The organism is Bartonella australis AUST/NH1 (assembly GCF_000341355.1).
In the GTDB taxonomy this organism is placed as follows: domain Bacteria; phylum Pseudomonadota; class Alphaproteobacteria; order Rhizobiales; family Rhizobiaceae; genus Bartonella; species Bartonella australis.
On sequence record NC_020300.1, the window covers coordinates 733,917 to 758,192 of the forward strand.

25 protein-coding genes and 1 tRNA gene are annotated in these 24,276 nt (G+C 40.5%); 19 read left to right on the top strand and 7 right to left on the bottom strand.

What is annotated here, in order from left to right; genetic code table 11:
• The first annotated feature begins 302 nt into the window (after positions 1 to 302).
• The 3 genes from hfq to BANH1_RS03100 all read left to right on the top strand — a co-directional run bounded on the left by hfq (position 303) and on the right by BANH1_RS03100 (position 3,519).
• A complete protein-coding gene (hfq, locus tag BANH1_RS03090) occupies positions 303 to 542 on the top strand; it encodes an RNA chaperone Hfq (protein WP_015397967.1) in 240 nt (79 codons plus the stop codon).
• Positions 543 to 598: 56 nt separating this feature from the next.
• Entirely contained in the window at positions 599 to 1,942 is a 1,344-nt protein-coding gene (hflX, locus tag BANH1_RS03095) for a GTPase HflX (RefSeq protein WP_015397968.1), read from the top strand.
• Between the two features lie 497 nt (positions 1,943 to 2,439).
• Positions 2,440 to 3,519 carry a COX15/CtaA family protein gene (locus BANH1_RS03100; protein WP_015397969.1) on the top strand — a complete coding sequence of 360 codons (1,080 nt, stop codon included), beginning with the start codon at positions 2,440 to 2,442 and terminating at the stop codon, positions 3,517 to 3,519.
• 23 nt (positions 3,520 to 3,542) lie between these two features.
• Here the strand turns inward: BANH1_RS03100 and argC are convergent, their stop codons facing one another.
• Positions 3,543 to 4,478 (bottom strand): N-acetyl-gamma-glutamyl-phosphate reductase, encoded by a 936-nt coding sequence (gene argC / locus BANH1_RS03105; RefSeq protein WP_015397970.1) that lies wholly within the window; start codon positions 4,476 to 4,478, stop codon positions 3,543 to 3,545.
• Between the two features lie 322 nt (positions 4,479 to 4,800).
• Between argC and glyA the strand changes: the two genes are divergently transcribed.
• From glyA to nusB, 6 genes are all read left to right on the top strand, one after another.
• Complete coding sequence (gene glyA, locus BANH1_RS03110) at positions 4,801 to 6,102, top strand: serine hydroxymethyltransferase (protein WP_015397971.1); 1,302 nt, start codon at positions 4,801 to 4,803, stop codon at positions 6,100 to 6,102.
• 22 nt (positions 6,103 to 6,124) lie between these two features.
• Positions 6,125 to 6,607 carry a transcriptional regulator NrdR gene (nrdR, locus tag BANH1_RS03115; RefSeq protein WP_015397972.1) on the top strand — a complete coding sequence of 161 codons (483 nt, stop codon included), beginning with the start codon at positions 6,125 to 6,127 and terminating at the stop codon, positions 6,605 to 6,607.
• Entirely contained in the window at positions 6,582 to 7,727 is a 1,146-nt protein-coding gene (gene ribD, locus BANH1_RS03120) for a bifunctional diaminohydroxyphosphoribosylaminopyrimidine deaminase/5-amino-6-(5-phosphoribosylamino)uracil reductase RibD (RefSeq protein WP_420804622.1), read from the top strand. Before nrdR ends, ribD begins: the two co-directional genes overlap by 26 nt.
• Positions 7,709 to 8,326 (top strand): riboflavin synthase, encoded by a 618-nt coding sequence (locus BANH1_RS03125; protein WP_015397974.1) that lies wholly within the window; start codon positions 7,709 to 7,711, stop codon positions 8,324 to 8,326. Before ribD ends, BANH1_RS03125 begins: the two co-directional genes overlap by 19 nt.
• Positions 8,327 to 8,399: 73 nt before the next feature.
• Positions 8,400 to 8,849, top strand: a complete 450-nt coding sequence (locus BANH1_RS03130; RefSeq protein ID WP_015397975.1) for a 6,7-dimethyl-8-ribityllumazine synthase — start codon at positions 8,400 to 8,402, stop codon at positions 8,847 to 8,849.
• 9 nt (positions 8,850 to 8,858) lie between these two features.
• Positions 8,859 to 9,356 (top strand): transcription antitermination factor NusB, encoded by a 498-nt coding sequence (nusB, locus tag BANH1_RS03135; protein ID WP_015397976.1) that lies wholly within the window; start codon positions 8,859 to 8,861, stop codon positions 9,354 to 9,356.
• Between the two features lie 23 nt (positions 9,357 to 9,379).
• On the opposite strand, the gene BANH1_RS03140 is transcribed toward nusB, so the two are convergent.
• On the bottom strand, positions 9,380 to 9,892 hold the full coding sequence (locus BANH1_RS03140) for an outer membrane protein assembly factor BamE (protein ID WP_015397977.1): 513 nt from the start codon (positions 9,890 to 9,892) through the stop codon (positions 9,380 to 9,382).
• Positions 9,893 to 10,104: 212 nt separating this feature from the next.
• Here BANH1_RS03140 and BANH1_RS03145 point away from each other — a divergent pair, with 212 nt between their 5' ends.
• The 5 genes from BANH1_RS03145 to BANH1_RS03165 all read left to right on the top strand — a co-directional run bounded on the left by BANH1_RS03145 (position 10,105) and on the right by BANH1_RS03165 (position 13,990).
• On the top strand, positions 10,105 to 10,662 hold the full coding sequence (locus BANH1_RS03145) for a YceD family protein (protein ID WP_015397978.1): 558 nt from the start codon (positions 10,105 to 10,107) through the stop codon (positions 10,660 to 10,662).
• A 139-nt stretch (positions 10,663 to 10,801) separates the two neighbouring features.
• Positions 10,802 to 11,872 (top strand): phosphate acyltransferase PlsX, encoded by a 1,071-nt coding sequence (gene plsX, locus BANH1_RS03150; protein ID WP_015397979.1) that lies wholly within the window; start codon positions 10,802 to 10,804, stop codon positions 11,870 to 11,872.
• A 49-nt stretch (positions 11,873 to 11,921) separates the two neighbouring features.
• Positions 11,922 to 12,896, top strand: coding sequence for a beta-ketoacyl-ACP synthase III (locus BANH1_RS03155; protein WP_015397980.1), 975 nt, complete (start codon positions 11,922 to 11,924; stop codon positions 12,894 to 12,896).
• Between the two features lie 76 nt (positions 12,897 to 12,972).
• Positions 12,973 to 13,302, top strand: a complete 330-nt coding sequence (locus BANH1_RS03160) for an integration host factor subunit alpha (RefSeq protein ID WP_015397981.1) — start codon at positions 12,973 to 12,975, stop codon at positions 13,300 to 13,302.
• 184 nt (positions 13,303 to 13,486) lie between these two features.
• Positions 13,487 to 13,990 (top strand): MerR family transcriptional regulator, encoded by a 504-nt coding sequence (locus BANH1_RS03165; protein ID WP_015397982.1) that lies wholly within the window; start codon positions 13,487 to 13,489, stop codon positions 13,988 to 13,990.
• Between the two features lie 41 nt (positions 13,991 to 14,031).
• On the opposite strand, the gene thrS is transcribed toward BANH1_RS03165, so the two are convergent.
• The 3 genes from thrS to BANH1_RS03180 all read right to left on the bottom strand — a co-directional run bounded on the left by thrS (position 14,032) and on the right by BANH1_RS03180 (position 16,912).
• Positions 14,032 to 16,008, bottom strand: coding sequence for a threonine--tRNA ligase (gene thrS / locus BANH1_RS03170; RefSeq protein ID WP_015397983.1), 1,977 nt, complete (start codon positions 16,006 to 16,008; stop codon positions 14,032 to 14,034).
• 120 nt (positions 16,009 to 16,128) lie between these two features.
• On the bottom strand, positions 16,129 to 16,482 hold the full coding sequence (gene yidD / locus BANH1_RS03175; RefSeq protein WP_015397984.1) for a membrane protein insertion efficiency factor YidD: 354 nt from the start codon (positions 16,480 to 16,482) through the stop codon (positions 16,129 to 16,131).
• Complete coding sequence (locus tag BANH1_RS03180; RefSeq protein WP_015397985.1) at positions 16,475 to 16,912, bottom strand: iron-sulfur cluster assembly scaffold protein; 438 nt, start codon at positions 16,910 to 16,912, stop codon at positions 16,475 to 16,477. The genes yidD and BANH1_RS03180 overlap by 8 nt, the downstream gene beginning before the upstream one ends.
• 136 nt (positions 16,913 to 17,048) lie before the next feature.
• Between BANH1_RS03180 and folE the strand changes: the two genes are divergently transcribed.
• The 5 genes from folE (at position 17,049) to BANH1_RS03205 (ending at position 20,360) form a co-directional block, all read left to right on the top strand.
• Positions 17,049 to 17,660 (top strand): GTP cyclohydrolase I FolE, encoded by a 612-nt coding sequence (folE, locus tag BANH1_RS03185; RefSeq protein ID WP_015397986.1) that lies wholly within the window; start codon positions 17,049 to 17,051, stop codon positions 17,658 to 17,660.
• Positions 17,661 to 17,793: 133 nt separating this feature from the next.
• Positions 17,794 to 17,878 (top strand) — tRNA-Leu (locus tag BANH1_RS03190).
• Positions 17,879 to 18,073: 195 nt separating this feature from the next.
• Positions 18,074 to 19,258, top strand: coding sequence for an alpha/beta hydrolase (locus tag BANH1_RS03195; RefSeq protein ID WP_015397987.1), 1,185 nt, complete (start codon positions 18,074 to 18,076; stop codon positions 19,256 to 19,258).
• Between the two features lie 138 nt (positions 19,259 to 19,396).
• Positions 19,397 to 19,885, top strand: coding sequence for a hypothetical protein (locus tag BANH1_RS03200; RefSeq protein WP_041583212.1), 489 nt, complete (start codon positions 19,397 to 19,399; stop codon positions 19,883 to 19,885).
• Between the two features lie 292 nt (positions 19,886 to 20,177).
• Positions 20,178 to 20,360: a hypothetical protein gene (locus tag BANH1_RS03205; RefSeq protein WP_041582970.1), complete on the top strand. Its 183-nt coding sequence runs from the start codon at positions 20,178 to 20,180 to the stop codon at positions 20,358 to 20,360.
• Between the two features lie 367 nt (positions 20,361 to 20,727).
• On the opposite strand, the gene BANH1_RS03210 is transcribed toward BANH1_RS03205, so the two are convergent.
• Together BANH1_RS03210 and BANH1_RS07570 are read right to left on the bottom strand one after the other, a co-directional pair.
• Positions 20,728 to 22,698 carry a DUF1561 family protein gene (locus BANH1_RS03210; RefSeq protein ID WP_015397989.1) on the bottom strand — a complete coding sequence of 657 codons (1,971 nt, stop codon included), beginning with the start codon at positions 22,696 to 22,698 and terminating at the stop codon, positions 20,728 to 20,730.
• 1,334 nt (positions 22,699 to 24,032) lie between these two features.
• Positions 24,033 to 24,155, bottom strand: coding sequence for a hypothetical protein (locus BANH1_RS07570; protein ID WP_256378712.1), 123 nt, complete (start codon positions 24,153 to 24,155; stop codon positions 24,033 to 24,035).
• Positions 24,156 to 24,276 lie beyond the last annotated feature (121 nt).

Genomic DNA, 24,276 nt, shown 5'->3' on the forward strand with positions numbered 1-24,276 from the left:
TCTCGTAAGTGAAATATATGCGATTTTTTTTACTTTAAAAAAGCATTGTATGCGTCGGCGTCTTCTGCGTAAAAATAGAAAGGCCGATTTTAAAATACAATAATCAGTAAAAACAGGTGCTGAGGAGTTTCGTATTTAATGTTTACTCTTATTTCTGTATAATGCTTAATCCCAGAATAGTAATTTTTTACCGAGCGACATTTTATTAAATTTCTAATGCCAGCGCGTTGACAATTTGCTATTTTTCAGTCGATATGCGTTTATGAATATCCCATGTAATCCGAGGTAAAGGTATAGAAATAATGGCAGAACGATCGCAGCACCTGCAAGATGCGTTTTTAAATACAGTTCGAAAGCAAAAAATTTCTCTTACAGTTTTCCTTGTGAACGGCGTTAAATTAACTGGTATGGTAACGTCGTTTGACAATTTTTGTATTCTTTTACGTCGTGATGGGCACGTACAACTGGTCTATAAGCACGCCATCTCCACGATCATGCCGGGGCAAGCCGTGCAGATGTTTGAAGCTGAAGGGGCCGAATAGAAAGGCCGTTTTCCAAAGATTTTTGTCTTTTTTAAAATTGCCGTTTAAATTATATCATGATGGATGAAAATAAAAGGTCTGAGAAATTTATTTCGCAGATTGCGGAGCGGGTGCGCGCTGTTGTTTTTGTACCGGTCTATAATGGGCAGGGGAGTAAAGAAATTTTAGGTGAACGTTCAATTGCTTCTCGGGTGAAGGAAGCAGTAGGGTTAGCGTGCGCTATTAAGCTGAATGTTGTTCATCATGAAATTATTAATATCACTACGCCACGTCCCTTAACTTTCTTTGGGGCGGGCAAGGTAGACACGTTTGCTGATTATATAAGTAAGCACCGTATTGCACTCGCGATTGTAGACCATTGTCTTACACCTGTGCAGCAGCATAATTTAGAAAAATCGTGGAATTGCAAGGTCATTGATAGAACAGTTTTAATTCTCGAAATTTTTGGCGATCGTGCGCGGACAAAAGAAGGGGTTCTGCAAGTTGAACTGGCGCATTTATCTTATCAAAAAAGCAGACTTGTTCGCAGTTGGACACATTTGGAAAGGCAACGCGGTGGCCGTGGTTTTTTAGGTGGTCCTGGTGAAACTCAAATCGAAGCGGATAGACGCCTTTTACAAGATAAAATCACTCGTATCCGCCGCGAATTAGACACTATTGTGAAAACGCGTTCCCTTCATAGAGCAAAGAGAAAAAAGACGCCTCACCCCGTCGTCGCTTTAGTGGGATACACCAATGCAGGAAAATCAACGCTTTTCAATTATTTAAGTGGTGCAAATGTCTTAACAAAAAATATGCTGTTCGCAACACTTGACCCAACTTTACGTAAAATTATTCTTCCTCATGGGCAAACTATCCTTTTATCTGACACTGTGGGTTTTATCTCTGATTTACCCACACATTTGATTGCGGCTTTCAGAGCAACCCTCGAAGAAGTGGTTGAAGCTGATTTAATTCTCCATGTGAGAGATATGTCTGATCCTGATCATCGTGCTCATAGCCAAGATGTTTTAGAAATACTTTCAAGTCTTGGCGTTGATATTGGTGATACAGACCGTATTTTGGAGGTTTGGAATAAGATTGATATATTGGATAAACACACCCTGAGCGTTTTGCGAACAAGCGCGAAAACATCCTTAAATCCAGTGCTAATGGCGTCAGCGCTCACTGGTGAGGGGCTGAAACAGTTGTTAATGGCAGTTGAAGCGCGAATTTCTGGTGAAACGCAAAGTTTTGAACTTATTTTAAAGCCTAATGAGATGTGGCTTATTGACTGGTTTTATAAAAATTCTGGCAAAATAGAGCAAGAAAGCCACTATGACGGTTCTATTACCATTAAAGCAGTATTAACCAACGAAGCAAGAAAGCGCTTAGAATATATCAAATGCAAAATAAATTAAGATATTTTTATAATATACTTAAGTAACTATTGATATAGTTGTGTCTTTAGGCCATTTCAAAAAAAATACTTTACTTGAGAATGTATTCAATTTTTCTTTTAATAACAATATGACCAATTATACTAAAAAGAATAAAACTGAATTTTTAGTAAGAGCTTGTTCATGGACAGAATGTGGCGACTTTAATTATTTTTAGCTAAGCAGCCTGTGAACAAAACTATAAATTAGCATAAATTGTATAGTCGACGGGTTTTTAGAGTTGTAGTATCGTTTTAATACGGACACCGTCAGATGACGTGGATTCTATTTAAATTTTTGAGGCCTATCAACTAGATAATTTTATATTAAGGTTGCGTGATCGGGGGTATTAATCATCTATTATAACAAAAATAGTTATTTTTATGCGGCATTGACGCACTCATTCAAATGATTGAGACTTTATTTTAAGAGTGAAGAGATGTCCGCGGTTGGAGACCGGATTTCGGGGGTAATTCAAAATGATAAAAAACAGACTGAGTAATGATGTTATTTTAACACCGCTACGAAGACAAAATCGGAGACAAATTAGAGCGTGGCTTTATATTATTTTATTGCTGTGTTTGGCAATAGTTTTGGTGGGAGGGGCTACTCGTTTGACGGGATCAGGATTATCAATAACCGAATGGAAACCAATCCACGGTGTGATTCCACCAATAGGTGTAGATCAATGGCAAGAAGAATTTCTAAAATATCAGCAAATAGCGCAATATAAGCTCCTTAACCGCGATATGACATTAAGCGCATTTAAAGCGATTTTTTGGTGGGAGTGGGGGCACCGCGTCCTTGGTCGTCTCGTTGGTCTCGTGGCTTTATTGGGTTTTATCTGGTTTTGGGCTACTAAATCTATTGAAAAAAAATTTTTTCTTAAACTTGTCGCTGTGCCAATTCTTATCGCCGTTCAAGGCGTCATCGGTTGGTGGATGGTGGCTTCAGGTCTTGGTCAAAGTGATTTGACAAGCGTTAGCCAATATCGTTTAGCTATTCATCTGTTGGCGGCATGCTTCGTTATTATTTTTGTCACTTATTTATCACGAGGTCTCGCAGAATATTCAGAAAAACCGGCGAAGAGGGCGGTTCAATATTTCGCAGGTTGGCTTGTTTTTCTTATTTTGACTGAGATTTATTTTGGTGCTTTAGTTGCAGGTCTTCACGCAGGTAAGGCTTACAATACATGGCCTTTTATGGATGGTCAGATCATTCCTGATGGGTTATTGAGTTATAATCCGGTTTGGCTCAATTTTTTCGAAAATCCTTTAACAGTCCAATTTATTCACCGTTGTTTTGCTTATCTTTTATTTATTGCGGCGATTATTCATGCTTTGTACGTACAAAAAAACATTCCCAATTCGATTCACGCTCGTCGCGCACTTTTTTTGTGCGTTATTATAGTTTTTCAGGCACTTTTAGGTATTGTTACGTTGTTAAATGAAGTGCCAATAGGTTGGGGGCTTATTCATCAGAGCGTCGCGCTAGTAATATTGTGTTTTTCGGTTGTGCATTGGCGCGCAACAAAAGGGGCGTACCGTATCGTCGAATAGGAGATTTGCAATCAGGGATTATATCAGTGATTTGAGAGCATTAGGTCGAGATTTTGAATAGCGGCTGCGGCCGCGCCTTTCCCTAAATTATCTAATACAGCGCACAAATTGAAGACGCCCTCGCTTTCGTTTCCAAAAATGAAAATTTTCATACCATCTTTGTGTACTAAGCATTCTGGATCTAATTTAGTGAGTGTATTTGTTTCTTCTTGTGATGCGATTGATATGACGTTTTGGCCCTCATAGTGGGCGTTGAAAATTTCGCGTAAATCAGAGCAATTGGCTGATTTTGCGAAAAGATTACGATGAAGTGGAAGATTCACTATCATTCCTTGGGGAAAGTGGCCGACACTCGGCACAAAAACGGGCGTGTGATTAATTTGTCCATAGGTTTTAATTTCTGGCACATGTTTATGCTTAAGATTAAGCCCATAAATAAAGTAATTTTCCTGACGAGAATCTTGCTCGCATTGTTTTTCCATTCGGGCAATCAATTGTCTGCCGCCGCCTGTGTATCCGGATATAGCATTAATTGATATTGGATAATAAGGTGTAAGTAAACCTGCTTCACGTAACGGCCGAAGTAAGCTGATTGCACCAGTAGGATAACACCCAGGGTTAGTAACATAGCGCGCCGTTTGGATGCGTTCTTTCTGTCCTGCCGTCATTTCGGGAAAGCCATAAATCCAGCCTGGTGTAATACGGTGCGCTGTCGAGCTGTCAATGATTCTGATTTTTTTATTATTTTTAAGCAATTTGACGGTTTTGCGCGCAACATCATCTGGGAGACATAAAATGGCAATATCAGATTGGTTGAAATAATCTTGCCGAAAAGTGATTTCGTGTCTATTTGCGTGAGGAATAGAGAGTAATTCTAAATCGGGACGCTTTATTAGGCGCTTTCGTATTTGCAGCCCGGTTGTGCCGTGTTCACCGTCGATAAATATTTTTGCCGCCATTATATTGTCCCTGAGTTGATTTTTACTGTCGTATCAGACTTATAACATTGCATTTAGCTCCGGTCATTGAGTATTTCGGAATCATAATTTGCCTCACTCACGCAGAGCATATAGCCGCAATGATAAGTTAGGGGAATTTTAGGAAATTACCTCACGCCATTTTTATATATGATATGGTTAAAATTTTGTTGTTTAAGTAGGGAAATGAGATAAATATTCTCCGTATTTGTGCTTTTTGAATTAAAATGGTTCTAAAGTAGTTTGTCTGTGGGGTGTGTTGTGTTATCGTTTAGTATTCTTTTTTAATGTTAGGATACATTTTATGACCGAAACGATGCGTGATTTACGGAATTCCTTTTTTAATAATAGCCTGCAATCTGTTGATCCTGCGGTGCGCGACGCTATCAACGGTGAGCTTGAACGTCAACGTTGCGAAATCGAGCTGATTGCATCAGAAAATATTGTTTCGAGGGCAGTTCTTGAAGCACAAGGGTCGATTCTTACTAATAAATACGCAGAAGGTTATCCAGGGGATCGATATTATGGTGGTTGCCATTTTGTTGATTTGATTGAAGAATTGGCAATTGAACGAGCAAAAAAGCTTTTCGGTGCTGCTTTTGCAAATGTTCAGCCCAATTCTGGCAGTCAGATGAATCAGGCTGTATTTTTAGCTTTGCTCCAGCCTGGCGACATATTTATGGGGTTGGATTTAAATTCTGGAGGTCACCTTACCCACGGTTCATCTGTCAATATGTCAGGAAAGTGGTTCAATGCTGTCGCCTACGGTGTGCGCGAAGAAGATCAGCTTATCGATATGGAAGGTGTTGAGCGTCTTGCAAAGGAATATAGACCGAAGCTTATTATAGCAGGTGGGACTTCTTATTCTCGTTTATGGGATTGGAAGCGGTTTCTCGAGATTGCAGATGAAATTGGGGCTTACTTAATGGTCGATATGTCTCATATTTCAGGTTTAGTGGCTGGTGGCGTCCACCCTTCCCCCGTACCTTACGCTCATATTGTTACTACTACAACGCATAAATCGTTACGTGGCCCCCGTGGAGGCATGATATTGACGAATGATGAAGCTTTAGCTGGAAAAATTAACTCAGCGGTTTTCCCCGGTCTTCAAGGTGGTCCTTTAATGCATGTCATCGCTGCTAAAGCGGTCGCTTTAGGCGAAGCATTACAACCTTCTTTTAAAGATTACGCCGCCAATGTAGTTGCTAATGCTAAAACTTTGGCAAAGAAGTTGCAAGATAATAGATTCGATATTGTTTCTGGTGGTACGGATAATCATTTATTATTAATTGATTTACGTTCCAAAAATTTGAAAGGGAAGTATGCAGCATCAGCTTTGGGACGCGCTAATATCGTTTGCAATAAAAATAGTGTTCCTTTTGATTCCGAAAAACCGTTTATAACTTCTGGTATTCGTTTAGGTACGCCTGCTACGACGACACGCGGTTTTACGGAAAGTGAATTCATTCAGATTGCGGATTTTATTTCGGAAATTCTTGACGGTTTGAGGATAGCAAAGAGCGATGAGGAAAATGCTTCTGTTGAAATAGCCGTCAAGCAAAAGGTGAAAAATATGACAGATAATTTCCCTATTTATTCTTATTAGCACTTGTTGAGGTACAAAAAGGATGCGCTGCCCTTATTGTCAATGTGAGGATACGCAGGTTAAGGATTCGCGTCCTGCGGAAGAGGGGGCGGTCATTCGCCGTCGACGTGTGTGTTCTATTTGTGGCGGCCGTTTTACAACATTTGAGCGTATTCAGTTGCGCGAACTTTTGGTCTTAAAAAAGAGCGGCCGTCGCGAATCATTTGATCGCGATAAATTAATGCGATCAGTTGATGTAGCAGTACGTAAACGTAATATCGATCCTGACCGTATTGAGCGGGCAATTTCCGGCATTGTACGTCAGCTTGAGAATTTAGGAGAACCTGAGATTGCCTCAAAAAAAATTGGGCATCTTGTAATGGAAGCATTAAAAGGCATAGATGATATTGCTTATATCCGTTTTGCGTCAGTGTATCGGGATTTTCGCAATGCAAGTGACTTTCATGATGTTATAGATGAATTGTCAAAAAGCGCAGCGGATGCAGAATTTTGTTTTGATGAATGAAAAAAAAATACAAGATGACCGATTTATGGCAGCAGCTATCCGTTTAGCGGAGCGCCACGTCGGCCTCACCGGTGAAAATCCTTCCGTCGGCGCGTTAATTGTGCGAAGCGATAATACAGGCGAGTCTATCGTGGGCTACGGCGTAACGGCCCCCGGGGGGAGGCCCCATGCTGAAGTGCAGGCTTTACGTATGGCCGGCCCATTATCCCGCGGCGCTACCGCTTATGTTACTTTAGAACCTTGCGCACATTATGGAAGAACGCCACCATGTGTAAATGCTCTCATTGATTCAGGCATTTCACGAGTTGCCGTCGCTCTTACTGATTTAGATAAGCGAGTTTGTGGCCGTGGTATTGCTCGCTTGCGTGCAGCTGGTATCGAAGTTGTTGAGGGGGTTTTAGCTGAAGAAGCTTTTGAAACGTTAAGCTCTTACTTATGTGTAAAGAAACTAAATCGATGTGAAGTTACGTTAAAGATGGCGATCTCTGCAGATAATGGTTTGGGAAAAAAAAGACAAGGTAGGATAAAAATTAGTGGAGAAATTTCTCGTACATATACCCATACTTTGCGTGCTCAAAATGACGCCATTATGGTCGGTATCGGCACTATATTAGCTGATAATCCAGATTTAAGTTGCCGTTTACCAGGACTTGAAATGCGCTCACCTATACGCGTAATTTTGGATACAGATTTACGTATTCCGATTGATGCAAAGGTTATCCAAACAGCGACAAGAATTCCAACATGGATTATTTGTGGTATGGATTTTTCAAAAGAAAGCAAAAAAATAGCACTGAAACAATGCGGCGTTTCTGTATATCCAGTGAAAGCTGATAATAATTTCATGCAGCCCCTTTCTATTTTAAAGTTGCTTCGTCTACATGGAGTCAACAGTGTTTTACTAGAGGGGGGAGCTGAAACAGCGGAGAGATTCTTAAATGCGGGTTGTGTAGATTATTTACTGTGTTTTTATACATCGGTTATTTTGGGCGAAGACCGTGTAGAAGCTCCCGATCTCGAAATTTATATTTCAGGGTTTGATAAAATTGAAACAAAAATGTTAGGAAATGACCGTTTTTATAAATGGAGGCGTAAGACGCTATGTTCACAGGGATTGTGACAGATATTGGTTGTGTTAAAGATATCACGCCCTTAGAGAAAGGGGTGCGTTTAGATATTTCTACTCGCTATAACGTAGAAAATTTAGAAATTGGCGCATCAATCGCATGTTCGGGTATTTGTTTGACAATCATTGAACGTACGCTGAAACAGACAGACGATAATTGGTTTGCCGTGGAAGCATGGGAAGAAACATTGCGTTTGACTAATCTTTCACAGTGGACCAGAGGGACTTTTGTCAATTTAGAACGCTCTTTGCGGCTCGGTGATGAAATGGGAGGCCATTTAGTTTCCGGACATATCGATGGTTTAGCCGAGATTCTTGATAAAAAAAATGAGGGCGATGCTGTTCGTTTTTATTTACAAGTTCCTCCACATTTTGCACCCTTTATTGCAGAAAAAGGTTCTATCGCGCTTAATGGTACGTCTTTGACCGTTAATGGTGTTGAAGGTAATATCTTTGATGTTCTGATTATTCGCCATACACTTAAAATGACAACATGGGGGCAAGCTGGAGTTGGAGATCAGGTAAATCTAGAAATTGACCAGCTTTCTCGTTACGTTGCCAGACTCTTTAGCTGTAAAATAAAGGGTGAATGAACTGAAAAATCTGCTATATTTTTTTGGAATGTTACCCGAAGTTTTTGTGTTTATTTTTATTGAGAGCGCCCTTATGACAACGAAGGCACCAAAAAAATTACATTTGCTAATTGTCGAAGCGCGTTTTTATAGTCAGCTTTCCGACGAACTTCTTGCAGGTGCAGTTGATGTTTTACAAAAAGCCGAAGCGAGTTACGATATCGAGACGGTTCCAGGAGCGCTAGAAATCCCTGGCGCGATAGCTTTTGCTGAAAAAAAAGGCAATGTACCATACGATGGTTATGTAGCGCTTGGTTGTGTTATTCGAGGGGAAACATATCATTTTGAAATCGTCGCTAATAATTCTTGTCGGGCATTAATGGATTTAACTATCCATGAACAGTTAGCTATTGGGAATGGTATTTTAACTGTTGAAAACGAACAACAAGCGTGGATACGTGCAAAACAGGATAAAAAAAATAAGGGCGGTTTTGCTGCTGAAGCTGCTTTATGTATGATTGCTCTGAAAAAAAAATGGAGGTAGTCGCTTAATATGGCTGATGTAAAAGAAGGACATTCTCTACGTTTAGCCAATAAACGCGGAGCGGCGAGGCTTGCTGCAGTACAAGCGCTTTATCAAATGGATATAGTAGGCACCAGTGTTACGGAAGTAGTAGCTGAGTATGAGACTTATCGTTTAGGAAAAAATATTGACGGTGACCAGTATCTTGACGCTGATTTGCAGTGGTTCCAAGCTATCATAGCCGGTGTTGTACAGGATCAAAAAAAGCTCGACCCAATGCTCCATCAGCAACTCTCTGAAGAATGGTCACTTTCGCGACTTGATTCAATATTACGAGCTATTTTGCGCGCGGGTTTGTGGGAATTAATGAATCGCAAAGATGTGCCTACCGCCGTTGTTGTGAATGAGTATGTTGACGTAGCGAAGGCATTCTTTGAGGGTGATGAGCCGAAGCTTGTAAATGCACTCCTCGACAGTATGGCAAAAAAAAACGCCTATGAAAACGACAAAAAAACCTGTCAGCCCTGAGCTTTTATCAGCGTTGTTAAAACTCAACGATTAGTGGTCGGTAGGTTTGTGGTAGTGACGACGCTTTTGATCATTTGGGTCAAGAAAGACTGATCTTTACCAGGAGTTGGCGTAGTTTGCGTGATGAAATCGAATATTTGACCGTCTCGTAAACCATAATTAGCTACTTTTACAACTTGCTTATCTTTGTCAAAATAAACAGCCAAAATTTTACGATCAACAATTTTTGCCTTCAAGAATCGCGCCCCGCGATACCAGGTTTGCGAGATATAATAGAAAACTTCATCATCATATTTTATTTTAAGCGAGGGAGATCCTAAAGCTATAAGCACCTGTTCCTGACTTGATCCGACAGAGACAGAATCAAGAGCGTTTTGATCGAGGATATAGCCTTCATTATACGTCTGGCTTAAATTAAGAGAGCTAACTGAACTACAACCAGGAAAAATTGCCATAGCAACCATTAAGAGAGAAATCGATGATTTATATTTAATTAAGGTGACTCTACGGGGTATCTGAAACAATGATATCTCCATTTTACTCTTATTACATACGACAAGAAAACAGATTTAATTTTTTCACTTTTAGCCTAATTTAGCATAATCCGCCATAGCTTACACTAAGCCCTCTTATTATAAAACAAATTATATCATAAAGAGTTTTTTTTAAAAAAAAGTTCACAAAATGTAATTTTGTTAAATAAAAGTGCGGTATACTAAACCAGTAATGCATAATTTTGGAGTTGGTGATGAATGTTCAAAATGTTGCTCAAATGACGTTTGCTATAGCCTATCCTATATCGGTACGTTCATTACCCGTTAAAGGTGTAAAGGTGCGTGTTCGCGCGGATAAGCGAGAGTGCGCACAGTTGGCTAAGAATCACAATTTGGTTGAAGTAAAATTTTTCGAAGGAGAGTTCCATATTTTGCCATGGAAAAAACGCGGAGTACGCATAAAAGGTTTATTACGGGCCCATATTGTACAATCATGCGTTGTTACATTGGAAGCGTTGGAAAATATCCTCCGTGAAAATATTGATGTTGTATTCGTTCCCGAAGATTCAAATTTGGCCAAGCCACAAATACCAGAAGATACAGGTGAGTTGTTTTTAGATTCGGACGGACCAGATACACCAGAAACTTTTTACGGTGGTGAAATCGATATTGGCGCGGTCATGGAAGAATTTTTTGAATTGTCAATTGATCATTATCCGCGCAAAGAAGGTGTAAATATGAGCACAATTGAAGGTATAGGAAAGGCTGAAGAGGATTTATCACCATTTTCTATTTTAAAACAATGGAAATAATTATTAATACGTAAAACTTAGCTGTTGTATGTTAGTGTAAAAACGGTATTTTTGCACAAATATCTTTAGCGATGAGTTTTGCGCTGGGTTCGGTGGCAAGAAATTTCAATATAAATTTAAAGATACAGGATATATAGGCGTGATTAAAATTTCTGTGGATGCGATGGGTGGTGATTATGGCCCAGAGGTTACTATTGCGGGAGCGGCAGTTGCGCAAAAATACTTGCCAAATATCAGTTTTTTATTTTATGGGACAGATGAAGCTGTTAGGCCAGTTTTAAAAAATTATCCTTATTTGGCCGCCGCGTCACGCTTTTATTCCACAGAAAGTTACACGCGCATGGATGAGAAGCCAAGTCAAGCGCTTCGCAATGGGCGTGGGAAATCGTCAATGTGGCATGCGATTGAGGCTGTAAAAAATGGAGAGGCTGATACTTGTATCTCCGCTGGCAATACTGGTGCACTCATGGCGATGTCTTATTTTTGTTTAAGAATGATGGCAGAGGCCGAACGTCCCGGAATTGCCGGTATTTGGCCGACGCTTCGCAGTGAGAGTATTGTTTTGGATATTGGTGCGACAATTGGTGCATCTGCCGGCCAGCTAGTTGATTTGGCCGTTATGGGTGCTGGCATGTTTCGCGCTTTATATAACGTTAAAAAACCAACCGTTGGGCTTCTAAACGTAGGTGTTGAAGAGATCAAGGGGCTCGATGAAATCAAAAAAGCTGGAACGATGTTGCGTGAAGTGCAATTAGAAGGGTTGGAGTATAAGGGATTTGTTGAAGGTAGTGATATTGGAAAAGGGACTGTTGATGTCGTTGTGACTGAAGGATTTTCAGGGAATATCGCTTTAAAAACTGCGGAAGGGACTGCGCGCCAAATGGCTGAAATCTTGAACACTGCTATGCGTAGTTCCATTTTTTCGTATTTTGGCTATTTTTTGTCTCGCAATGCTTTCCGCAAAATTAAATCCAAAATGGACCTTGATAAAGCTAATGGCGGCGTTCTTTTGGGTTTAAACGGAGTCGTTATAAAAAGCCACGGTAGCGCCAACGCTAATGGCTTTGCTTCTGCTATTCGTGTTGGTTATGAAATGGTTAATAATAGACTCTTGGAAAAAATATCCACAGATTTGCGGCTTTTTCACGCGGGTAAAGCGGCGTTTTTTGACGACAAAAATGAGTCTGTGATTGATGCGGAAGTGATATGATTAATATTTGTAGTACATGCAAAAAAAATCAGGAGAGGATTATGGCTGAATGATCCGATCAGTTATGTGTGGTGTAGGAAGTGCCTTGCCAAAGAAAAGCTTATCGAATGATGAGATTACGAAATTTATTGAAACATCTGATTCGTGGATTGTTCAGCGTACAGGAATTCGCCAACGTTATATTGCTGGAGAAAATGAAACAACGGTTTCTCTAGGAATAGAGGCAGCACGGGCTGCACTGATAAGTGCTGGCATGACAATAAAAGACATTGATTGTATCATTTTAGCAACTTCGACGCCCAACCGTACTTTTCCTGCTTCTGCTGTTGAAATTCAGTACGCGTTGGGAATGGAACATGGTTTTGCTTTTGATATTCAGGCTGTTTGCTCTGGTTTTATTTTTGCGTTAACAACAGGGGATGCTTATTTACGCTGCGGAGCGGCTAAAAGAATTTTGATAATTGGGTCTGAAACGTTCTCTCGAATTTTAGACTGGAGGGATCGCACGACGTGTGTCTTATTTGGTGATGGTGCAGGTGCAGCTGTTTTGGAAGCGCAAGAAGCTGATGGCGATTTTACCCACGACCGAGGTATATTATCTGCTAAGTTACGCTCTGATGGCGCGCATGTTGATAAATTGTATGTTGACGGTGGTCCTTCGACAACGCAAACAGTAGGTTATTTGCGCATGGAGGGGCGGGAAGTTTTTAAACATGCGGTCGGTATGATAACTGATGTGGTTGATGATTGTTTTGCAGCAGTTGGCGTAAATCCTTCTCACTTAGATTGGTTTGTACCCCATCAGGCTAATAAACGTATCATTGAAGCATCAGCTAAAAAACTGGGAATCACAATAGACAAGGTTGTGATTACCATCGATCAACATGGTAATACGTCGGCGGCATCGGTGCCATTAGCTTTGACAACTGCTGTTCAAGATGGAAGAATAAAGAAAGGAGATCTCATTATGCTAGAAGCTATGGGCGGTGGGTTTACGTGGGGAGCGGTTCTTGTTCGTTGGTGAATTATAGCAGCTTGACCATATTTGAATAAACCGTATAAATCACTCTGTAATTTTTAATGTTTAATAGGTAGTTACGATGGCAAGTAAAACAATAACACGTGCAGATTTAGCTGGCGCGGTTTGTAGGAAAGTCGGCTTGTCACACACTGAATCAGCAGCCTTGGTTGAATTGGTTTTAGACGAAATTTGCAATTCACTTGTGAAAGGTGAGATGGTAAAATTATCCTCTTTTGCAACTTTTCAAGTTCGCAATAAAAGCGAGCGAGTTGGACGTAATCCGAAAACAGGCGTCGAGGCACCTATTCCGCCGCGGCGTGTGGTAACATTTAGGGCAGCGAATGTGCTTAAGAAAAGAATTTTAGATACGCACCGTGTGAAACAGAAAATAACTCTCACAAATAAGTAGTGTTAAAATGCTGTGTTTTCGCTAAAGAGGCTTGTATTAGTTAGAGTTTTTTGCTTCACTCTGGGCAAGGGGGCTACCTGAGTGTAGTGGGGGGGGGTCTTATTGTTAGGCAATATTGGTAAAAAAGTTAAATTTGAGTAGTGATTACAGAGTCATTGTGTAATTTTAGGTAAGGTATTGCAAAATGGACAAGAGCCCGGATGCTTTTCGCACGATTAGCGAGGTAGCCGAGTTACTGGAGCTCCCGCAGCATGTATTAAGGTTCTGGGAAACACGTTTTACTCAGATTAGGCCGCTAAAACGCGGTGGCGGGAGGCGCTATTATCGTCCTGTTGATGTCGATTTTCTTAGCGGTATTAAGCAGCTGCTTTACGGGCAAGGATATACTATAAAGGGCGTGCAGCGCCTTTTAAAAGAAAACGGTACTGCTTTTGTCACGGCGCTCGGCAGCGGTGATCCCGCTGCTGAGAGTATTATAACAGAAAAAAAACACACAGAACAAATATCTGAGCCTGCTCAGCCTAAATCTAAGAAGGCAGCGTTCGGACTTTTAGGATTCATTAAAGGTGAGGAGGGTGAAGCCGTAGATTTTGTCGATGATCATCAAAACAAAACAGATAAAGCATTGCTTCAGCAAACGTTATTTGAATTAATTGAATGCAAACGTATACTCGACAGAGCACGGTGATATAGCAGAGAACCTCACAGCCATCGTGTTTTATATTTGTTTTAGGCGTTTATTAGGCGGCGTAAATCTGGTGGCAGCGCTTCATCAGAGAGTTTTTTTATGAGTTCTTCTATAGATAAAGAAATGTGCCCCTCCTTTCCTAATCGGCGCATATTTACGCTGTTTGTTTCGGCTTCTCGTTTACCGCATATCAGGATGACAGGAACTTTTTGTAGAGAATGTTCGCGTATTTTATAATTAATTTTTTCATTGCGAAGGTCCGATATTGCTGACAGGCCTAGGGTTTGGAGTTTTGCTGTTATTTCTTTTGCATATTCATCCGCTTCAGATGTAATTGTCGCTGTAACAATCTGTTGAGGAGAAAGCCAAAGCGGCATATGTCCAGAGAAATTTTCAATCAATATACCTAGAAAACGTTCCATTGATCCAAAAATAGCCCGATGAATCATAACGGGCTGGCGTTTTTCGGAATCCTTGTCGATGTAGAATGCACCAAAACGTTCAGGCAAATTGAAGTCCACCTGTGTCGTTCCACATTGCCACTCGCGACCGATAGCATCTTTCAGGGTATATTCGAATTTTGGCCCGTAAAATGCACCTTCGCCGGGAAGGATACTTGTTTTGATTCGTCCTTCTGATTTTTTTTCAATCGTTTTGAGAACGGATGCCATGATATTTTCTGCGTGATCCCATAATTTGTCCGAGCCAACGCGTTTTTCAGGGCGTGTTGAGAGTTTGAGGCTGATGTCCTCAAAGCCAAAATCGGCATAAGTCGACAAGATCAGATCGTTAATAGCAAGGCATTCGTCGGCTAATTGTTCTTCTGTACAAAAAATATGCGCATCGTCTTGTGTAAAGCCACGTGCACGCATAAGACCGTGTAAAGAACCTGAAGGTTCATAACGATGGATAAAGCCAAATTCAGCAAGTCTAACAGGTAAATCACGATAAGATTTCAAACCATGTTTAAAAATTTGTACATGGCCAGGGCAGTTCATCGGCTTAAGGGCGTAGATACGCTCATCATCCGCACCATCAGCTGCCGGAGTTGCTTTAAACATATTTTCCTGATACCATTCCCAGTGGCCGGACGTTTCCCAAAGTGATTTATCAAGAACTTGTGGTGCGTTGACTTCAGCGTATTCGTGCTTATCCATTCGCCGGCGCATATAATCAACTAAAGTTTGGAACATTTTCCAGCCTTTTGGGTGCCAAAAAATCATCCCTGGGCCTTCTTCTTGAAAGTGGAATAAATCCATTTCGCGTCCTAGACGGCGGTGATCGCGTTTTTCGGCCTCTTCTAACATTTGAATATAGGATTTTAGGTCATTTTCGTTGGCGAACGCTGTACCATAAATTCTGGTCAACATAGGGTTATTTGAATCGCCACGCCAATAAGCTCCTGCAACTTTCATCAATTTAAACGCATTACCGATTTGGCCAGTGGATCGCATGTGTGGACCGCGGCATAGATCAAACCAATTACCTTGATAATAGATTTTCACATCTTGGTCTTCAGGAACGCTATTGATAAGTTCAACTTTATAAAGTTCACCTTTTTCAAGAAAAATTTTCTTAGCTTTTTCACGAGGCCAAATTTCTTTTCTAAAAGGTTTATTACGTTGGATAATTTCACGCATTTTCTTTTCGATAGCGGTGAGGTCATCTAAAGTAAAGGGTTGTTCACGCGCAAAATCGTAATAAAAACCATTTTCGATAACTGGGCCAATTGTGACTTGTGTACCGGCAAATAGTTCTTGCACTGCTTCAGCTAAAACGTGTGCGCAATCATGGCGTATTAATTCGAGAGCACGTGGATCATCACGGACGATGATTTCCACCTGACCGGATTGCCCTAATGGGTCGGAAAGATCCCGAATAACTCCGTCAAGACTATAAGCGACTGCCTTTTTTGCAAGTGATTTAGAAATAGATTCAGCTAGCTCTAAACCGGTTATTTCAGCGTGGTAGTCACGTTTCGAACCATCGGGAAAAGAAAGAGAAATAGAGTAAGACACAGTGCACCCCTTTAATCCAATTCCGCTAACGATTGCGGATGGTTTTATGCAAATCAGTGATAATTAGACGAAGTTAACGGATCAATTTTTCTATACAATATGCATTAAAAAAGGAAAGAATTATTTGTTATTTTTAGCAGAAATTTTCCAGTAGCGCCAAGGTTTGTAAAAATAATAAGAGTTGTCAAGAGAGGTCGGTACTAAATCAATACCGTGCGTCCCGAAGGGACCGCAGCGTATAACGCGAAAAAGGCCCATCCATATACCAGCCCATAGCCCGTAACGCGCTATTGCTTCATAAGTATATTCTGAGCAGCTTGGCATGTGACGGCACTGGTTTCCTATAAGACTGGAAAATGTTATTTGATAGAAACGTACTAAGGCAGCGCCCACTAGCCGTCCGGGTGTTTTCCGCCAGGGACCTGCATAATTTCGGGATTGTATTTTTTCCTGTTTTGGTTGTAGCTTAAACATTTACTTTTCCTTCAATTTGCTCGATGCAATCTATAACTGCATCAAAGGTAAGCATCGTTGAGGCGTGACGCACTTTATAGTCTTTAATAGGCTGTAAGCAAGCAAATGCCTCGAACGGAGCGGAGGGTGGAGGGCCATTTTTTGTCAGCATACTTTGGATAGTCTCATGTAATATTTTAAGACTTTGCGTTTTTTTTCCAATAATATGACTTGCTAAAAGAGAAGATGAAGCTTGTCCAAGAGCGCATGCCCGCACTTCGTGAGCAAAATCTACGATGATGCAGTTTTTTACTTTTAAATCTACAATAACTGTTGAGCCACAGATAGGTGCATACTTTTTTGAAGTTGCATCCGGATTATCGAGGCGTCCGATTCTGCTTATGTGAGCAGCATATTCAAGTATTTTATTACTGTAGATGTTGTCAATCATGAGCTATTGCTTGAAATTTCAAGAGTTTTTGTTATTCGAGCTTTTAATTCACTTATATAAAGATTATACAGGACGGAATTGGTATATATCAAACGCTTTGTACATAGTAAGCTGGAGTTTTTGAAGGGGTAGTGCCGTGCAAGGAAAAGCTGCAAATCTGTTTTTGTCTAAGAAAGAGCGTCCTAGTTTTGAAGAAGTAAAAGTAGCGATTCGCACATTACTCTTATGGGTGGGAGAAGACCCAAACCGAGAAGGGCTTTTAGATACCCCAAGCCGTGTTGCTAAAGCATACAGCGAGCTTTTTACCGGGTATAATGAATCAGCGGAGGAAATTTTAGGAACGGTCTTTGAAGAAATTTCGGGGTATAATGAACCGGTGGTAGCGAAAGGTATCCCTTTTTATTCACATTGTGAACACCATATGCTCCCGATTATCGGAAAAGCCCATGTCGCTTATCTTCCCGGCGAAAAAGTTGTTGGTTTGTCGAAAATCGCGCGCGTCGTAGATATTTTTTCCCGTCGTTTACAAACGCAGGAGGCTATGACCGCTCAGGTAGCTAATGCTTTAGAAAAACATCTAAAACCACGCGGTGTTGCTGTATTAATCGAGGCTGAGCATATGTGCATGGCCATGAGGGGTGTACAAAAGCAGGGAGCTAAAGCGATCACAATGAGTTTTCATGGTTATTATGAAACAGATCGGGTTGCACGGGCTAATTTTATAACTATGACTCATGGGACACAGTAGAGCACGTACTCTACAATTTGTATCATAGTAAGTGGTAATTTGAGTAAAATAAATCATCAGAGCGCGAAAATAGGCTTGTGCCCGGCTTTATGATTTGTTAAATGCCGGGAGGGGGGCAACTTTTATCGCGTGTGCGGTCGTGGCGGAATTGGTAGACGCGCAGCGTTGAGGTCGCTGTGGGGCAACCCGTGGAAGTTCGAGTCTTCTCGACCGCACCATTTATAGCATCGGTTACTGATATTCGAGTGCTGATTAAAGGTATTACAGCGCGCGTTATGGTTGAGTTTTATTTATTTTTTTGTATGTTGTACTACATTCCTGATGAGAGCTTTGTCGTGGGGCATTAAATTTGTTTCTCGCACTGTGGGTTCAAGACGTTGGCTTATTTTAAAATAAGAGTGGGCGACATTATAGTGAAAAATATAATTTGTTCAAAATATTTGGTACCGTTTATTTGCGTTATTTTTCTAACAGCATGCAGTAGTTCGCGTGCTGTGCTTTGGCACGGGGTACACGCGACTCCATCCATGATTGAAGTACAACGGGAGGTTGAAAATAAATCGGTCTTTCCGCGTGCTGTTGTCCCCGTGTACGTTGCAACAAGCCGTATGGCGCAAAATAGTTATTCGCAGCCTTATGGAGCAGAACGGTCAAATAAACTGCACTATAATCGTGTTGATGTAGGAATTCCTCAAAAACACGTGAAAGGTGCTGTTGAAACAAATGCATATAAACCCACTTACGATAAGTACTTTGCTGCAGTGGCTCTGCAACAATATAAAGATAGAGAGCAGTTTAAACAGCAATTAAATGCTGCTCTAGCAAAACGCCCAAAAGGGAAAAAGGAAATTTTCCTTTTTATTCACGGTTATAATAACAATTTTGCAGATGGTGTATTCCGCACGGCTCAGTTAGTTCATGATTATTCATTAGATGTAGTGACTGTACATTATTCATGGCCTTCTGCTGGATCGGTTCCTCTTTATGTTTATGATCGTGATAGTGCTAACTTTGCGCGCGATGGCCTAATGGAACTCTTGCAGATTATTAGTGAAACGGATGTTGAGAAGGTCTCGGTCATTGCACATTCCATGGGCAATTTTGTTATGATGGAAGCGTTTAGAACTTTAGCATTACAAGGAAAGTATGAGCCAATCCGCCGTATGATCAGTCTTTTAATGGCCGCGCCAGATATCGATCTCGATGTATTTGAGCGCCAACTGAAGGATATAAAAAAAGTACCTCAGCCGACGGCTATTTTAGTATCTCGTAAAGATAAGGCTCTTGCTATTTCGGGACGCCTCACGGGCGGGCATCCTCGTGTAGGAGATGGTTCAGATGTTGCACTATGGCGCCAAAATGGGATAGCCGTTTTCGATTTCTCTAATATTGATGGTGGGGCGCATAGTGTATTTGCATCTTCGCCGACATTGATGGCTCTTTCTCGAGAAGGGTCTTTAGCTTTAACGATTATGCAGGGTACGGAATTGTCACCTAGTCAAGCGATTCTTGCTGACAGTAGCAGTGTTTTAGAAGGAACGACGCACCTTATTCTTTATACACCTGCGCGTATTTTATCACCGCTGACACGCCCTTAAATACGAACATTAAAGCAGTAAATGGGGTATAAATAGCTTGGAGGCGATATTTTTTAGTACTTTCTTTAGAATAATTTTATAGAACGGAAAGCAAATAGTGGGATAAATGTATAAAGCCAGTCGTTAGGTGAATTCATGATGGTTACACAAAAATGCCCCACTAAGACGCTTACCTTAGTTGATTATTTGTCTCATTCTGCAGCGAAGTTGCTAGACATTCACGCTATGCTTTTGAAAGTGAAGAAAGAGAACGTCCGCGGATCATCAAGCTTAATGCGTCAGCTTGACACCACCAAAAAGCAGCTAGACGAAATAAGTTATGCTCTTATTTTAGAATATCGTAAACGTCAAGAAAATGAGCGCTTTTTAAAACAAATTTTAATGTCAATTTCTGATCGGCTTTCTGCACTCAATAGCGATTTTAAAGAATCTGGCCGCCTTTTATTTCAAGAGATAAGGATACTTCAATCTCAGATGCAATGCTTCTATGAAAGTGGGGAAAGGCAGCTCGCATTAAATGATTCAGCGTCTTCAGGTTCTCCATCGAAAATTGATGAAGTTATTAAACAATTACAAAAGGCTCGAGAAGACCTCGCTCTTGAGAGCCCGCATCTCTTTGGAAAATAATATCGAAGAAAGAAAAAATGCTTCTTGAATGGCATTTATATAAAAATGGTGAGTCTAATAAAAAAGCTGTGCCTTCGAGGCCGAATCGCGGATGTGCGAGTCGCTGCTGTTTGATTTTTTTATATTTTTTGATGCTTACTTTATTTTACAACATAGGCCTTTTAATACCAATCGTAGGGCCTGTGGTAATATAATCTGTAGATTCAATTAGTGGATTCACGTATTTTTCTGCTCTATTAGTTGCTAGAGGCAATAATGTCGGTAGAAAAGAAGGATTTGGTAGCAGGCGCTTTTGACGGAGAAGAATACGGTAAAAGAGGGGGACGAATTTTTTGTAAAGGGATTTCGTGAAGATTCCTCTTATGGTGTTCAAGGATACATAGGTAAGGACGATAATAGCGGCAACGGTGGAGTTGTAGCGACAAAAGACCCCAGCCACAAAGATAACGCGTATAGGGCTGAGCTTTGTAAGTGATCGTATATGGGGGAAGGTCCTTTTAATCAGTTATCCCTGAGAGCTCGCAATTGAGTAATTTCACAGTGTAAAGACACTGAGCGTAAACATCATTTAAAAAATTATCAATTACACAGGGAACAATTTTTTGAGAAGGATAATCAGTTCATTAGATGATATGATAAAAATGTATACTGATTTGATTGGTCTCTTCAAAACTATCTTAAGTGCACAGCGGCTAAAGTGCCGGAGAATTTTTTTTATTTTGACTCATTATGTGCTTATATTAAAAACTAACCACGTGCGACTGTACCGCAAAATGTTTTGGTGAAAATAATAATAGGCTGCATTTTGCATTACCGGCTTTGCCTTAGGCCTTTGTTCTTTTTTAAAGAATAGAACATCTTCCGCTTGCGCATTTATTGATCAAAGAACTTCTTGGTAATTGCCTGTTTCCTCTTCTATTTTTTCCTTCTCCTGTGCAATTATTTTGAGAGATTGCAACATTCAGAGGTCGTCTTTCGACTCCGGTTAACCGCAATGTCGCAAAAGCATGCAAGGTCGCATGTGCTCGTGGGGCAAACCGCGACAAAATAGTATCTAGACCACCAATTTCTACAAGTGCATTAGAAAAATCTGTAAAACTCGCTGCATTAATTGGAACATTTGTTGGAATTATTGTAAGTACAAAAGAGCGTAAAATTGGAAATGCGTGTCTGATTATGGTACCATCTGGAAGAGTATAGATAGACAAACCGATCCATATCGTTCCAGAAGGTGCACGGAAAAGCCTTGAAACGGAATCCCGGATAGCCTCCTGGCCGATGGCCGTTTCCGATAATTCCCAGTCGTAGTTCGGTAAAGCGGTTTGCGTCGCTGCAGCTGCTGACCTCATATCATTCGTGAAGCTATTTTCTGTCGGAGCTAAAGGAACGCCATAAAGAACATCAGCGAGTTCCAGAGCCTGATAAAGCAAAGGGTATCTTTGTCCTAACGAAATCAGCGGATTAGTATTTGGAGCTGTGTCAAAGAAATAACCTCTTGTACGAGGCACCATTGGGTAATTTTCTTGAAGTTCCGCAATCATCTGAAAAGTTTGTAAAAGGCAGGTACCACATATCCCCGCGGTGATTTGAGAACCAGTTGTAGTAGTTGCTATATCATAAAGCCGTCTTCGCCATTCCTCATTAAGTACGAAATTAGGGGGCAAAGACCGCTTCACTCTTTGTTTAGATCTGGAAACATCCTGTTTTTTTCCGGGAGCCGGACAGTATGGAAGAGAATCTTCCACATTTGCCATAGCATAGCGATTCCACCGTTCAATATCATAAGACAAAACAAATTCAGATTTTGGGGAGTTTTCCGTGTCTTGTTTAAGATAACTAGGCTTTGCCGTATAAGGCATCCCCCAATTAGAGCCGTACTGAGTAACCCTTAAAAAATTACCCTTTCGGTCCAAAAGCGGCCCCTCACGTCCGGCCAAAAGAGAGACGTTCCAGTAGCCACTATCCTTTTTACTGGGAATATTATCATTGCAATATAACCATTTTACCCAATTCCAATTCTCCGAAAAAGATTGTTGAGAAGCCATGCAAGAAAGAAGACCAGCAGAAGGGAAATACCTGGCAATATGGCCATTTTCAGGATTATAATAAAGGTCAGAGATTTCAGGTTTAGATCCATCATACGAAATATAATACATATAGAAGCCGGAAGTACCCGTAAACTTCCAGCCTAGGGAAGTTTTGAGACTCATATTGCCAGGAGTTGCGATAACACTTATCCATTTGTCCATCGTTGAGCTTAAAGTATGATCATAGTAATCTCCTTTATTTTTCGAGATATAGGCATACCATTTGTGATCTTTAACGCGAAATTGCTTATCAGCTGTATACAAAACTCTGCCTGTAATAACCCAACGCTGATTGGCATCATTGATGACACAGGGCCTAAGCTTGATATAATCCCAATCCGCCGTTGCTTTTCGACCAACACCTGTGACTGAATTAGGAGCCGTCATGCACAGCCAGACATTTTTAATCTTCCAAGCCACTCTTTGAAAGACATCATACCGAGCGGATTGAACATTGGAAGAAGAGCAGTTATCGATATAAACATAACTTTCACCATCCACAAATGCCGGAGCATAACAATATTCTCCTCCGCCATGAAGCTTAACGCGGATAGGTTTTTCAATAGGCTCATCGGCAAGTTCTTGAAGAGCAGGAGAATTAGCAAAAGAACTGAAAGAACTAAAAGACAGTAAAAAGGCTGGAAAAAACAGAAAAAAGCACACATCATTTTTCTTTTTTAAATTGTAATTATTTAAATTTAAAAACAAAATTTTGCTATGTTTCATTGTGCGGTAAACCTCGACCTTTAACGGTTTAAGTCACGTTCAAGTCTAAATTTAAGGCAAAAAGTAGAGTAAATTAGAAAAATTGTAAAAGAAAAGGCATTTCAAATTAAAATGCACATAAGCCAATTCAATTAATATGAATATCACAGCTCCATTCTAAAAGCTTCTTTGTGAGATGATCAATGACAAAAGGAAGAGAAACACCCGTAACCTAAATGAAATTGCTTATATGTAGAAAAAGTGGATTGTGTTGGTGATTTTAGCATTTATACCGAAGCTCCGCGATTCGTTTATGCAATTGATAATTTCCTCAGTCAAAAAACGACCTTAGAAAATTTATCCCTATTTTCGTTTGCCTACAAAAGTGTGCAACAACACCATCGGTATATTTCAATATCTCAAAAAAGCACTTTGGTATTTCCATAAGGTAAGTTTGAAATACCAAGATAAAGCGTCAGTTATCATATGTTCTTAAACAAATTGATAAATATATTCTTATTTCGCCTAGCACCATACGCAATCAATAAAAATCGTTCAAGCCTGCGCTGAAAGACGAGTTTAAAAAGATGAACTGAAAAATCATCATAAAAGGTAGAGTATAAAGTGTGTGCATGCAGATATTGAATATTGAAGATACCCATATCCGCGATCTGTGTTGCAGCTTTATTTTTTTACACAGTAAGCTTAGATACAAGCTTAATTTATTGTTAGCAAATTTTTTGATTACACGTGGGCGCAAACCACCACGCTACCGCACAGCTTTATTTAATTGCCCGCTAAACAAATGTCAGACAATATTGTAGAATCGCGCGGAGCTGATGGGGTAGATCAAGAAAATCAAGACAGAGCAACGAGCATGTTGTAAATGGGGCTTACAAAGTGTTGTATAAAGCCCAAAAACTGTGCTTCAATCTCTTTTACCCAGCGTTTACGAAAATTTACGGCTTTTTAAATGAGAAATCTTGACTTTTTATGCAGATATCTGTTCTGTATCCTCGGGTGTCTGTGGATTTTTAAAAAAATGAACAGATGGCATTTATTTGATTTTTGTATCTTATGAAATTTCTTTAAAATGCTGGTGTTTACGCTTTATTAAAAGGGGAGGACATGAGGGATATAATTTGCAGATGATAGATGCAGTGGGCGAGCTTTGTACGGGGATACAGCTGGTGGCTGTGCGCATGCGATTGTTAATTTGGTGGATTAGTCTGTCGTAGAATTTTGGACCCTTAAATGAGTTAGTTAATTCAGTAAGTAGCCGCTTTTTGATATAAGTAAAGATGGCAATCCGTAGCTAAATTGATATCTACACTAAGGTGACCTATCCGTTTCTATCAAGCTAAAGTATCGCTAAACGGTGAGGATGTTGCATTTATAAATAGGTCTGCGTCGATACCGGTAATGTCAAGGACACAATGATGATCAAACACAATTGCTGCGCCCATTGTACCGCGCATTTTTGTCGATGGCCTCTACATTGGTAGCTGCTATAATTTATATAAGTGCGATGCTGGCGGCGGTTGAGATTCATTGCTTTAGGATGCCGCCGCTAGCTTCTTGAGCGTCAATGAGATGTTT